At 65.2% G+C, this 12,939-nt stretch carries 10 protein-coding genes; 3 read left to right on the top strand and 7 right to left on the bottom strand.

Features of this window, described 5'->3' with window-relative positions:
• Positions 1 to 198 precede the first annotated feature (198 nt).
• From ACIQT2_RS19205 to ACIQT2_RS19195, 3 genes are all read right to left on the bottom strand, one after another.
• The gene (locus tag ACIQT2_RS19205) at positions 199 to 1,575 is read right to left on the bottom strand and encodes an ABC transporter substrate-binding protein (protein WP_402949616.1); all 1,377 of its coding nucleotides are present in this window, start codon (positions 1,573 to 1,575) and stop codon (positions 199 to 201) included.
• Between the two features lie 169 nt (positions 1,576 to 1,744).
• The gene (locus ACIQT2_RS19200) at positions 1,745 to 2,677 is read right to left on the bottom strand and encodes a carbohydrate ABC transporter permease (protein WP_402949613.1); all 933 of its coding nucleotides are present in this window, start codon (positions 2,675 to 2,677) and stop codon (positions 1,745 to 1,747) included.
• Positions 2,670 to 3,614, bottom strand: a complete 945-nt coding sequence (locus ACIQT2_RS19195) for a carbohydrate ABC transporter permease (RefSeq protein ID WP_402949610.1) — start codon at positions 3,612 to 3,614, stop codon at positions 2,670 to 2,672. Before ACIQT2_RS19195 ends, ACIQT2_RS19200 begins: the two co-directional genes overlap by 8 nt.
• Positions 3,615 to 3,960: 346 nt before the next feature.
• On the opposite strand from ACIQT2_RS19195, the gene ACIQT2_RS19190 reads away from it, so the two are divergent.
• From ACIQT2_RS19190 to ACIQT2_RS19180, 3 genes are read left to right on the top strand one after another with little or no spacing between them, the layout of a single operon-like run.
• Positions 3,961 to 5,199, top strand: coding sequence for an acetylesterase (locus tag ACIQT2_RS19190; protein ID WP_402949607.1), 1,239 nt, complete (start codon positions 3,961 to 3,963; stop codon positions 5,197 to 5,199).
• Positions 5,196 to 7,241 carry a DUF6807 family protein gene (locus ACIQT2_RS19185; protein ID WP_402949604.1) on the top strand — a complete coding sequence of 682 codons (2,046 nt, stop codon included), beginning with the start codon at positions 5,196 to 5,198 and terminating at the stop codon, positions 7,239 to 7,241. The genes ACIQT2_RS19190 and ACIQT2_RS19185 overlap by 4 nt, the downstream gene beginning before the upstream one ends.
• Positions 7,238 to 8,353 carry a M24 family metallopeptidase gene (locus ACIQT2_RS19180; protein ID WP_402949601.1) on the top strand — a complete coding sequence of 372 codons (1,116 nt, stop codon included), beginning with the start codon at positions 7,238 to 7,240 and terminating at the stop codon, positions 8,351 to 8,353. The genes ACIQT2_RS19185 and ACIQT2_RS19180 overlap by 4 nt, the downstream gene beginning before the upstream one ends.
• Positions 8,354 to 8,490: 137 nt before the next feature.
• Here ACIQT2_RS19180 and ACIQT2_RS19175 read toward each other — a convergent pair whose 3' ends face one another.
• The 4 genes from ACIQT2_RS19175 to ACIQT2_RS19160 are packed head-to-tail and all read right to left on the bottom strand — an operon-like array spanning position 8,491 to position 12,938.
• Positions 8,491 to 9,942 carry an aldehyde dehydrogenase (NADP(+)) gene (locus ACIQT2_RS19175; RefSeq protein WP_402949599.1) on the bottom strand — a complete coding sequence of 484 codons (1,452 nt, stop codon included), beginning with the start codon at positions 9,940 to 9,942 and terminating at the stop codon, positions 8,491 to 8,493.
• Entirely contained in the window at positions 9,923 to 11,050 is a 1,128-nt protein-coding gene (locus ACIQT2_RS19170; RefSeq protein ID WP_402949597.1) for a mandelate racemase/muconate lactonizing enzyme family protein, read from the bottom strand. Before ACIQT2_RS19170 ends, ACIQT2_RS19175 begins: the two co-directional genes overlap by 20 nt.
• Complete coding sequence (locus ACIQT2_RS19165) at positions 11,050 to 11,955, bottom strand: 5-dehydro-4-deoxyglucarate dehydratase (protein WP_402949595.1); 906 nt, start codon at positions 11,953 to 11,955, stop codon at positions 11,050 to 11,052. Before ACIQT2_RS19165 ends, ACIQT2_RS19170 begins: the two co-directional genes overlap by 1 nt.
• Positions 11,952 to 12,938, bottom strand: coding sequence for an NAD-dependent epimerase/dehydratase family protein (locus ACIQT2_RS19160; protein ID WP_402949593.1), 987 nt, complete (start codon positions 12,936 to 12,938; stop codon positions 11,952 to 11,954). The genes ACIQT2_RS19165 and ACIQT2_RS19160 overlap by 4 nt, the downstream gene beginning before the upstream one ends.
• Position 12,939 lies beyond the last annotated feature (1 nt).

Here is a 12,939-nt window from a genome sequence, read left to right as displayed (position 1 = left end):
ATCAACAAACTCCCGCCGGGCGTCCAACGAAAAATTCCTGACCACAACACGCTCCATCAATCAGAGCGTTGCAACGACCCTATGACTCCGCCACGCTCAAAACGCGCACAATTGCGACCCAGTTGGGTGCCCGCGCACGGAAAAGCGCCCCGGATTGATCGCGTTGACCAACCCGGGGCGCTGTTCGGTGCTGAAAGGCTAGGCGCCGATCGCGGACTTCATTTCGTCCACGGCCTTCTTGCCTGCTTCTTCGGTGGAGAGCCTGTTGAACAGGACTTCGGAGCTGTAGCGCTTGACGATTTCCTGAATGGCACCAGCACCCTTCGGCGGAGCTGCCGGAGCCTTGCCCAGTTCGCCCTGGATGTCGCTGATGAAGTTGACCACCTTGGTGTCCGCCGGAGCCAACTTGGACTGTATCGCTTCGCGGACATCCGAGTTGGGGTAGACGCCGCGGTCAGCAAGCAGGATTTCGCCGGCCTTGACGTTGTTGGTCAGGAAGTTGATGAACTTGGCGGTCTCTTCAGGGTGCTTGGTCCGCGAAGAGGCGGACCAGAACTGGGAGGCCTTGTACCAAAGCTGGGTGTCCGACGCCTTGCCGGTCTTGGACGGGAAGCGCAGGATCTGCAGCTCACCACCCGCGGCCTTTTCCAGGGCGGGCAGCTGGTTGGACCACCAGAAGGCCAGGCCGTTCTTGCCGGTAGCCAGGCCGCTCTGGTCAAGGGGCGCGGCTTCTGCTTCAACGATTTCCGAGGCCGACGGGACAGCCTTCTTCTCGCTCAGTTCCTTCAGGAAATCCCAGTAGCCGGCGATGTCCGAGGGCTCGAACCCGAGCTTGCCATCGTCGGTGTACAGCGACTTGCCGTTCTGGCGGAGCCACACGCCAAGGGACGCCTCGTCCGTTCCATAGGCGGCGGCACCATACGTGCCCTTCGGGGACTTGGCCGTGACTTCGGCCGAGATCCGCTCGAAGTCGTCCCAGGTCCAGGTCTTGTCGTCCGGGAGGGCAACGCCGGCAGCCTTGAAGACTGCGGGGTTTGCCAGGATGGTGGCTGCGTTGATGCCCGCGGCGATGCCGGTGAGGCCCTTGGGACCCTTGCCTGCATTCAGTGCAGCCTCGTCCAACTTGGAGGTATCGATCTGGTACTTGGAGAGGTCCAGGAGGGCGCCGCGGCTGGAGTACTCGGTGATGTACTTTTCGTCCATCTGGATGATGTCCGGAGCATCGTTGGCTGCCACTTGGGTGGCCAGTTTGTCCCAGTAACCGGACCAGTCGCCGTATTCGGCCTTGATGGTGATGTTCGGGTTCTCGGCTTCGAAGGCCTTGATGGCTTCCTGCGTCAGTTGTGCCCGCTTGTCGCCGCCCCACCAGGAGAAGCGGAGCTCAACCTTGCCATCGGCACTCTTGGCCTCGGAGCCTCCCCCACAGGCGCTCAAGGCCAGGACGGCTGCCGCGGTTGCTGCAATAATGGCCGAAGCGCGAAGCTTGCGCTTGGACCGCTTGACCTTGGGTTCCGACGAGCGCGCCTCCGACGCGGCTGCGTGGGCGACTGCTTCACCCTTGGGAAATACCGGCACTGTAGTCTCCGATCTTCTTTGATCCGTGGAAGTGTGAGAAAGCGTTTTCTCATTGGAATTATGATACAAGTCACCATCTTGTGTGACAAGTGTCATTTCTGTCTGGGTTTACTGACGGGAAGGGGCCGGCTTGCACCGGCCCCTTCCCCTCGGCGGGGCGCCTTCAGGCTTACTTGATGCCGGTGGTGGCGATGCCCTTGATGAGGAACCGCTGGCCAAACAGGAACACCAGGAACACCGGGAACAGGGACACGATGGACATGGCGAACAGTGATCCCCAGCTGGTGGCCGATTGTGAGTCGACAAAGGCCCGCAGCGCGACCGGGACAGTGAACATGTCCGGGTCCGTGAGGTAGATCAGGGCGCCGAAGAAATCGTTCCAGGTCCAGATGAACGTGAAGATGGTGGTGGTGGCGAGGGCCGGAACCATCAACGGAAGGATGACGCGCAGGAAGATCCGGGGGTGGCCTGCGCCGTCGATGCGGGCGGCCTCATCGAGTTCCTTCGGGATACCGCGGATGAACTGGACCATGAGGAACACGAAGAACGCATCCGTGGCCAGGAGCTTGGGCACGATCAACGGCCAGAAGGTGTTCACCCAGCCGATCTGCGAGAACAGGATGTACTGCGGCACGATCACCACATGGAAGGGCAACATGATGGTCAGCAGCATGATCCCGAAGAAGAGCTTCTTGCCGGTGAACTGGAGCCTCGCGAACGCGTAGGCGGCCATGGAGCAGGAGATCAGGTTACCCAGGATGGAGCCAAGGACCACGATCGCGGAGTTGATCATGTAATGCCCGAACGGGTGGGTCAGCGCGGACCAGCCATCGGTGTAGTTGTTCATTTCCAGGTTCTGCAGCCACAGGCCGGGTTCGCGGAAGATGAGGTCGTTCGGTCGCAGGGAGGAGACCACCATCCACAGGAGCGGATAGATCATGACCCCGCCTACCAGGATCAGGATGGCGTGCTTGATCAGTCCCTTGATGCGGGCGCTGCGGCTGAAGGCCAGGGTTCCCCGGGATTCGCGGCGGCGGGGGGTCTTGCCCGGCTGCTGTGACGTGGAGCCGGAAGTGGCGGGCATGGTCTGAGTTTTAGTCATCGTAGAACACCCAATACTTTGAAGCGATGAAGTTGATGGCCGTGAAGGCACCGATGATGACCAGCAGGAACCAGGCCATCGCTGAGGCGTAACCCATGTCGAACTGGCCGAAGCCCTTCTGGTACAGGTACAGCGTGAAGAACATGGTGGAGTCCGACGGACCGCCGTTGCCGCCCGAGACGATGAACGCCTGCGTGAACGACTGGAACGAGCCGATGATCTGCAGCACCAGGTTGAAGAAGATGATGGGGCTCAGCATGGGGATGGTGATCCGCCAGAACTTCTGCAAGGTGGTGGCGCCGTCAACTTCGGCTGCCTCGTAGTACATGTTCGGGATCTGGCGCAGACCGGCCAGGAAGATGATCATGGGGCTGCCGAAGGTCCACACGTGCAGCAGGATGATGGAGCCCAGCGCAGTGTTCGGATCCGAGATCCAGCCCGGGCCTTCGATGCCGATCATGGCCAGCACCTGGTTGACCAGGCCCGTGGTGCCGAAGATCTGCTTCCACAGGATGGCAACGGCAACCGAGCCACCGAGCAGCGAGGGCAAGTAGAAGATGGAACGGTAGAACGGGAGTCCGCGGAGGCCCTTGTCCAGGACCAGGGCAATGAGGAGCGCCACGGCCAGCTGCAGGGGCACGCCCACCAGGACGTACGTGAACGTCACGCGCAATGAGTTGTGCAGGCGGGCATCGCTGAACATCCGGACAAAGTTGTCCAGGCCAACCCACTCCGGCGGCTGCAGGAGGTTGTAGTCGGTGAAGGACAGGTACAGGGACATCAACATGGGTCCCACGGTGATGACCACCAGGCCGATCAACCATGGCAGGAGGAAGAAGTAGGCGGCCTTGTTGTCGCGGCCGTTGGCCTTCTTCTCCTCCTTGGTCATGGGGCCCTTGCGGCGGGTCATCGTGGAGAGTTCGCCAATAGCGCTCATTGCGTCCTCCCTGCGTGACCCCGGACGCCCTGCGGCGTTGCGGGGTGGTGCTGTGCGGCCATGTGGTCTCCTTTGGTCATCGTGGCCTTCCACGGAATTCGTGCTGGGAAATGCTGCCTCCGGGTCCGCCGGGGGCTCCGGCGCAGCCCCCTGGTTTTCCAGGATTCCGATCCCGGCGTTCAGCGGCTCCGTACCAAAGTAAACGTTTTCTTGACCCATGTACAGCCTTTTGCTAATTTTTGAGAAAGCGTTTTCTGATGAACGCGCTCCACAGGATTTCCCGCTCGCCGAAGCAGCCCGGCGTGCGGTTCCGCACACCCATCCGCCCCAGCAAAGCAGGACTCACTTGTTCCCGAAAAAAGCCACGGACACCGCTGTACTGGCCGGGATACAGGCACGCCCCAGTGCGATTGCCGGCTACGAGGACTGGCCGGACCATGCAGCCAACAATCCCCACGTGCCCGACTCCCCCGCGGCGAAGCTGCTCGCCGAAACACTCGGCGTTCCTGCCCTCGCACCGAATCCCGGGTACTCGGTGGAGTGGGAAGTGGAAGACAACAATGTGGTTACGTCCAAGCTGACGTGGCAAACCGGCTTCGGTCCCCGGACATCGGCTTGGCTGGTCAAGCCCGCCGATGCCACGGGACCACTCCCCGGGATCCTCGCCTTGCACTGCCATGGCGGCATCAAGTCGCACGGCGCCGAGCGCCTGGTGGGAATGCCTCCCGGCGTAGCGGAACAGTCCACGCACGACGACGGCACCGCCTCCGGCAACAGCCTCGGCCCCCTGCCACCCGGCTTACGGTCACGGCTCTACGACGGCAGGCCCTGGGCCACGTGGTTGGCCCGCCATGGGTTCGCGGTCCTGGCCCACGACGCTTTCATGTGGGGCAGCCGCCGGTTCACCCTGGACCCACTGCCCTACCGGACCGCCCACACGCTGGCCGGGCAGGAGGCACTCTGGCGGGAGGCCGGCGTCGTACCTTCCGACGCGGAACGGTACAACGCCGCGGCAGCTGCCCACGAAGAAACCGTGGCAAAGGCCGCCACGTTGCTTGGCTCCACTGTGGCCGGGACGGTGGCCCACGATGACCTCGTGGCCTTGGACATGCTGGCCTCTCTCCCCGGCGTCGATGCCGGACGGCTTGGTTGCGTCGGGTTTTCCGGTGGCGGCGGCCGGGCCATGGTCCTCGCCGGCCTGAGCCCGAAGATCCGCAGTTGCGTGGTGACGTGCATGATGACCACCTTTGAATCGCTGCTACCCGCGTACCTCGACGCGCACTCTTGGCTCCTCCATTCCCCCGGACTCTCTGGCTTGGGCGAATGGCCGGACGTCGTGGCGCGTTCCAGTGCGGAATCTGTCCTGGTGCAATACGGGCTGCGCGACGAACTTTTTCCCGAAGCCGGAATGCGCGACGCCGATTCCCACCTCAGGCGCGCCATGGCACCGGGCCGGTACACGGGCAGCTTCTGGGACGAACCCCACGTCTTCACGACGGCGATGCAGGAAGAGGCTGCCGCTTTCCTCGCCACCCGGCTCCAGGCAGAACCACCCACCCAAGCTTCAGCGAGGACCACCCCATGACCCAGCCCGCAACCATCACCAGCCCAACACCGCCCGTGCCCGTGCCCCGCGTCGCACTGGTAGGCGTCCACGGCTTCGGCGAACGGCATCTGGACAACCTCCGGCGCCTCGGGTCCGAGGGAAGGCTCCGCCTGGTGGCTGTCGCAGATCCCCAGCCACCCGCGGACGGTCAACTGCCTGACGACGTTGCCGTGTTCGCCTCCCTCGACGAACTCCTGGCCGTGGGGCAAACCCCTGACGTGGTCATCATCTCCACGCCCATCCAGACCCACGCACCTTTGGCCCTCGCGGCACTCGCGGCGGGCGCCAACGTGTATCTGGAAAAACCACCCGTGGCCTCCATGGCGCAGTACTCCGACGTGATGGCGGCTGCGCGGGAGGCCGGAAAACTGGTGCAAGTGGGCTTCCAAAGCCTGGGATCACATGCCATTGACGCCATCCAAGGGTTGCTGGCCTCCGGCGAACTCGGCGAACTCCGCGGGATCAGCGCCACCGGGCAGTGGCTGCGCACCAAGGGCTACTTCACCCGCTCCCGGTGGGCAGGAAAGCGAAGCATCAACGGAACCGATGTAGTGGACGGGGTGGCGACGAATGCCTTGGCCCATGCCGTCGCAACAGGGCTGCGCCTGGCCGGTGCGGCGAAAGTCACCGATGTCCGGCAGGTGGATACGGATCTCTACCGGGCCAACGACACCGAAAGCGACGATACCTCCGTTGTCCGGATAGCTACCGTCCACGGCACTGTCCTGACCTGCGCACTGACACTGTGCGCCCCCGTGCAGTCGGCCCCGGTGGTCACCGTCTACGGCACCCTGGGGCAGGTGGCCTTCTCCTACACTGAAGACCGGCTGGACATCACCACTCCGCAGGGAACCCGATCGGAAAGCCATGGCCGGACCGACCTCTTGGAGAATCTGCTCGCGGCACGGTCCGAAGCGGACCTCCTGAGCCCCCTCGGCGGCACTGGAGCCTACGTTGCCGTCCTCGAAGCGATCCGCACTGCCGAGGATCCGGCCCCCATCGATCCGGCCTTCGTGACTTGGGCGGGAGAGGGTAATGAGGCACACGCCGTGGTGGAGGGCATCGGGACCTGGATCCAGCGGGCCGCCCTGGGGCAGGCCACGTTCGCCGAGCTCGGAGCGCCTTGGGCCTCCGGCTCCAGCAAGCCCGTGATGGAACTCGGCGGGACAGTCGTAGCCACCATCCAGGATGGAACCGGCACCAGGCCAACGTCGTCGCCCCGGCCCTACCTGCACCCCGTCCGGACCTTGGCCGGAACCGTCGTGACGGACCACGTCCCCGAGGACCATGTGTGGCATCTGGGGGCCGGCGTGGCTTTGCAGGACGTGGACGGCATCAATTTCTGGGGTGGCCGCACCTACACCCGGGACGCGGGAGCGTACGTGTGGCGCAAAGACCACGGGCACATCGTCACCGAATCCGCTGAACACACGGAGGGGAAGCGGGTGGAACTGCTTGGCTGGGTCGGTCCCGACGGAACACGGATGCTCCGCGAACAACGCGAATGGAGTTGGGCCGCCGTCGGGCAGTCCGCATGGGCGTTGACGCTGGACTTCAGCCTTGAGCCGGCCACTGGTGGCTCCGTGATGCTGGGCAGCCCCGGGTCGAACGGCCGGCCGCAGGGCGGCTACGGCGGCTTCTTCTGGCGTCTGCCGAAAGTGGGCGATGCCACCATCTGGACCGCGGATGCCCGCGGCGAGGACGCGGTCCATGGGAGCGTGGCGCCGTGGCTGGCTTGGTCTGGAACGTTCGACGCCGGAACGTCACCCGGCGGGCACGGCACCGGCGGACTGGGCCACCCTGCAACGCTGGTGTTCCTCGCCTCGCCGCAGGCACCGGATCCGTGGTTCGTGAGGCAATCGGGCTACCCGGGCGTCGGGCTTTCCCTCGCGTGGGACACCCCGGTCCGGGCAGAACCCGGCAATCCTGTCCACCGCACCGTCACGGTCCTCATCGCCGACGGATTCCTGGCCACCAACGACATTAAACAACTCATCTCAACCTTGGGGGAATCGGCATGACCGCTCCAGCTCAGTCCACAACCGTGACCGTCACAGCGCCACGGACCGCACCCGGCAACGCAGCCGATCGCGCCGTCAAGCGCCGGCGCGTCCTGGATATCCTCGATGCCGCGGGCCGCGATTCACTGCTCCTGACAACGCATACGGCGCTCACCTGGTACTTGGACGGGAGCCGCGTGCACATCAGCCTCGCCGGGGATCCCATCGCTGCCCTGCTGGTGGACCGGGACGGCGACCACCTGGTGACGTTCAACAACGAGGCCGGACGGATTGCCGCCGAGGAACTCCCCCAGGGCGTCAGCCTTCACACGGTTCCCTGGCACGGCCCGCTGCACGCTACGGCCGCTGGGCTCGCCGGCGATGGCGATCCCCTGCTGGAAGCCGCCGTGGCAACCGAACTCCGTGCCGCGCGGCAGCAACTCCTTCCCGCCGAGGCCGCCCGCTACGCCAGGCTCTCGGCCGATGCCGCAACAGCCATGACCGACGTCCTGTCGCAGGCAACACCCGGTACCACCGAGTTCGAGCTGGTCTCCGATCTTGCTGCCCGGATCGTCGCCGTCGGGGCCGAACCGCTGGTCCTGCTCTGCAACGGCACGGGCCGCAGCGACTTCCGGCACCCGTTGGCTACGCACTCGCCGATTGGCCGCCGCGCCATGGCCGTGGTGTGTGCCCGCCGTGACGGCCTGGTTGCCAACGTGACCCGCTGGGTGGCGTTCGACGCCGGCACTCCCCAGGAGCTCGACGCCGAGGCCCGCATCGCGGCGGTGGAAGCGGACATCTTCCGTGCGACGGTGCCGGGTGCCCGCCTCAATGATGTCTTCACCGAGATCCAGTCGGCCTACGAGAGGCACGGCTTCGGCGCTGACCAGTGGAAGCTGCACCACCAGGGCGGCCCTGCAGGATATGCCGGACGGGATCCCCGGGTCACCGCAGAGGTCACTGACTGGATTGTCGTCAACCAGCCCTTCACGTGGAACCCTTCCGGTCCCGCCGTGAAGATCGAGGACACAGTGCTGCTCGCCGAGGGCGGGCTGGAGATCCTGACCTTCGACGAACGCTGGCCCACAGCGGAAGTCGACGGCCGCCGTCGTCCGGTGACGCTGCGTCCATAACCCGTCGTCCCCCACACGAAAGGGGCGGGTCACCATCAAGGTGACCCGCCCCTTTCGCGCGTGGCTACCCAAGTAGGTCGCAATTAAGCGCGTTTTGACCGCTCAAAACGCGCTCAACTGCGACCCAGTTGGGTGCGCTAGCTGAGGTTCAGTGCGCCGTCCACGCGGCGCGGGATGCCCAGCGGGTTGGACTCGTGCAGGGCCGGGTGCAGGATGCTCTCCGGCGCGTCCTGGTACGCCACCGGACGTTGGAACCTGCGGACCGCCGTTGCCCCCACGGACGTGAACAGGGACGTGGTGGCCGGGTAGGGACCTCCGTGTTGCTGGGCCCAGTTCACTGCCACGCCCGTGGGCCAGCCGGCGAACAGGACCCGCCCGGCCAGCCCGCTGAGCTGTTCCACGAGCGCATCGATGTCCTCGCCAGGCCGGGCGTGGAGGGTTGCCGTGAGGCTGCCGGGAACCTTGCCCAGGGCCTCGGACAACTCATCCTGATTGGCGTACTCGATCAAAAGCGTGGTGGGCCCGAAGCATTCCTCCAGAAGTTCCCCGGGCCGTGCCAGGACGTTGGCTGCCGTGGTGGAGAAGACCACCGGTGCAGCGCCATCGGCCAAGGCGTCCTGGTCTGCGGTGCCGCTGACCAACGTCACCCCAGGCTGCTCTGCGACGCTGCGCAGGCCGTACGGGTACGCCTCGGCGATGCGTTCAGTGAGCATGGCCGCTGCTGGCTTGTCCTTGCTGGCTTCAGCCACGTGCGCTGCAAAGTCCGTCCCTGCGGGGATGAAGATGAGGCCGGGCTTGGTGCAGAACTGGCCCGCGCCCATGGTGAACGAGGCTGCCAGGCCAGCGGCGAGTTCCTCTCCCCGTTCCGCAAGGGCAGCCGCCGTGATGACCACCGGGTTCAGGCTGCCCAGCTCGCCGTAGAACGGAATGGGCTCCGGACGTGAAACCGCAAGATCGAACAGGGCGCGGCCACCCGGAATGGAACCGGTGAAACCAACAGCCTTGATGGCAGGATCCTGGACCAACGCGGTTCCGGCTTCGCGGCCACTCACCAACGCGAAGATGCCCTCGGGGGCGCCGGCCTGGGCCAAGGCTTCCGTGACGATCTCCGCCGTGCGCTCGGACAGCCGCAGGTGGCCTGAATGGGCCTTGACGATCACCGGGCAGCCAACAGCAAGCGCAGACGCAGTATCGCCGCCGGCCGCGGAGAACGCGAACGGAAAGTTCGACGCCGAGAACACGGCTACCGGGCCAACCGGCCTGAGGATGCGGCGCAGGTCGGGCTTGGGCGGAGTTGCTCCGGGGTCGGCGTGGTCGATCACGGCTTCGAGGTACGAACCCTCGGTGATGACTTGCGCGAACAACCGCAGCTGGCCGCTGGTCCTGGCCACTTCTCCGGTGAGCCTGACCGTACCAAGGCTGGTCTCGGAGTCGGCGATGGCCACGAGCTCCGTCACGTTGGCGTCCAACGCGTCGGCGACGGCGGTCAGCCACTTCGCGCGCTCGGCGTCGGACGCTGCTGCGGTCACTTTCGCCGCGACAGCCGCTGCGGCCGTCACTGCTGTCAGGTCAAGAGTTGCTGTACTCAATGTGGTTTCCTTTGCTCTCGATAGCGTCGGTAGCGGAGGCCTGTGTGGAGAAATCGAATCCGAGTCCGGGCCTGCCTGCGGAACTGAGCCTGCTGTTACGGATGCTGATAGGGGACGGGCCGCCAAGGATCCCCAACTGTTGGAAGGAGGCGTCCTCCACGTCTTCCACACTGACAGCCTCGGCCAGGGTCAGGGCCAGCTGACCGGACAGTTCGGGCAGCAAGTGCGGGGCAACCCGGATGCTGTTTGCCCGCGCCAACTCGACGATCCGCCTGAACGGGGTGATACCGCCAACCCGAACAATGTTGGGCTGGATGATGTCCACCGCTTCCGCTTCGATGAAGTCGCGGAACCGGTAGATGGTGTGGACATTCTCCCCCAATGCAATGGGCACCGGCGAGTGCTTGCGCAACCTCCGGTAGGCCCACAGATCGTCCGCACGGATCGGTTCTTCCAGCCATTCCAGGCCATAGCCGGCCAGGACATCCAACGCACGGAAGGTATGTGCCAGGTCCCAGCGCTGGTTGGCGTCGATCATCAGCAAGCGGTCCGGTCCGAGGACCTCCCGGACCGCGGCCACCCGTTCGGCGTCCTCGCGCAGCTCCGGTTTGCCCACCTTGATCTTGACGGCGTTGTGACCCGCAGCCACCCAGCGCTTGGCCTGTTCCACGAGCTCATCCAGGGAGTAGTGCAGGTTGACGCCGGAACCGTAGACTTCCACGGATTCCTGCCGCTGCCCCAGGAGTCCGGTGACGGACTGGCCGGCCTTCCGCGCTGCGAGGTCCCAGAGCGCAAGGTCCACGCCGGCCATGGCAATGGTGGTGAGCCCTCCACCGCCCGCTTCGTGCAGCCTCTTCCACAACGCGTCCCACACGATCTCCGCGTTGGCTTCGAGCCCAACGATGAATGGTGCGATGTCGTGGTCCAGGAGGGCCTTCACTGCCTGGGGGCCGATGGTAGGCGTCCACGAAAAACCGTGGCCCGTTCCGCCGTTGTCCGTTGCCAGTTCGGTGACAATCACGTGGTTCTCCGGTGCCTCCACGCCCCAGCTGCGCAGCAGCGGAACGGTGATCAGGCGGGTGGAGAGCCCGGTGATGCGGGCCGGCATCAGTTGCCGGCCAGCTCGTGGCCCTTGGCGAGGATTGCCTTGAGCTCCAACAGCTGCTCCTCGGTGGGATCCACCAGTGGCGGACGGACCGGACCAACGGGCAGGCCGGCCAAACGCAGGCCGGCCTTGATCAGGGAGACGCCGAAGCCCGGTGTCTGGTCACGAAGCCGGACGAGCGGTCCGTAGAAGCCTTCCAGCAACGCGTTGCGGCGCTCTTCGTCGCCGGAGACGTAGGCGTCGTAGTAGGCCTTGGCGATCTCCGGGGCCATGGCGAAGGCCGCCGAGGAGTACAACGGAATACCGAGCCCGCGGTAGGCGCCCTGCGTGAGTTCGGCCGTCAGGAGGCCATTGAACAGCGCGAAGTCTTCACGGCCGCTGGCGTTGATGGCGGAGACGATTTCCTGCGCGAGGCCAACATCGCCAATCCCATCCTTGAAGCCCACCACCTTGGGGTTCGCCGTCAAACGGGTCATCGCGGCGGCGGTGAACTTTGCCGTACCGCGGTGGTAGACAATGACGGGGAGGCTGCTGGCGTCCGCCACGGCCTCGACGTAGGCAACCACACCGTCCGTGGGACCCGTGACCAGGTACGGGGGAAGAACCAGCAGCGCGTCGGCGCCGGCTTCTTCGGCTGCCTTGGCGGCGGCAATCGCGTGGCCCAGAGGCCCACCGGCACCTGCCACCACCGGAACAGCTCCGGCTACAACCTCGACGGCGGCTGCGACTACTGTGCGGATTTCGTCGAGGGACAGGGCATGGAATTCACCCGTGCCGCATGCCGGGAACACGCCGCCGGGACCGAACGGAAGGCGCGAGGCGATGTGTTCCTTCAGGAGGGCCACATCCACCGCTCCGTCCTCGGTGAAGGGCGTGACGGGGAAGAAAAGGACGCCGTCGAATTTCATGCTGTCTCCTTGCTGGTTGCTCCCGCAGGCACCAGGCCGCGGTGGTTCTCGTCATTGAGTAGTGCTGTATCTGCGCCTTCGTAGGCAGGGGCGAGTTCGGTTCGCCAGCTGCGCCGCGGCTCCCACCCCAAAAGCTCGCGGGCCTTATCCACGGAGAATGCTGGACTGGTACCGGTGAGGTGCTCCGTCAGTGGACCGCTGCCGGGCAGGAACCGCGGGAACAATTCAGCCAAGGGCGCGGTGGCCAGGGCATCCTTGGCGCCCACGAAGAACACCTGCCCGTTGGGAATGGAGTCCATCTTCGCCAAGAGGACATCCAGGAACTCAGCCACGTCACGGGCATCGACGTAGTTGAACAAAGCCGGTGCGGACAAGGCGGGATCATCCAACCGCTCCCTGACCGTATGGCCCTGCTGCGTCAGCGCTCCCTCCCATTCCTCGGGTGAGATGACGTAGCAGGGGCGGAAGGCCGCGTACCGGATCTTTTCCCCTTGCGCTGCAGCGAACATCTGGACCGTCTGCTCGGCGATCAGCTTGGACAACGCATAGGCGTTCCACGGCTTGGGTGGGGTCTCTTCGTTCAAAGGGAACGACGGCGGCAGCCAGCCTGCCGGCGAACCGTAACCGAGGGCAGTGGGGCTGCTTGCCGTGACGATCTTCGGAACGCCTGCGTCGGTGGCGGCACTCACCACCGCGTAGGCGAGCCGGGTGTTCGTGCTGAAAATGACGTCCTCGGGTGCGCTGAAAGGTACCGCAATAGCAGCGAGGTGAATGACGGCGTCGGGCTTTGTTTCCCTGATGAGGCGCTCCGCCTCACCGGGCGCCAGGAGGTCTGCGGTTAATTGCGTGGCGCCTGCCGGCAACTGCCCGGCGGGGATGGCGTCGCGGTCCACGGAAACCACGTCGTGGCCCGCCCCTGCGAGTCCGGCTACCACGCTGCGGCCGAGCCGTCCCGAGCCGCCGGTGACGAAAATCCTGCTCATC

The organism is Paenarthrobacter sp. NPDC090522 (genome assembly GCF_044769225.1).
Lineage (GTDB): Bacteria > Actinomycetota > Actinomycetes > Actinomycetales > Micrococcaceae > Arthrobacter.
This window is presented reverse-complemented; position numbering and strand designations above follow the sequence as displayed.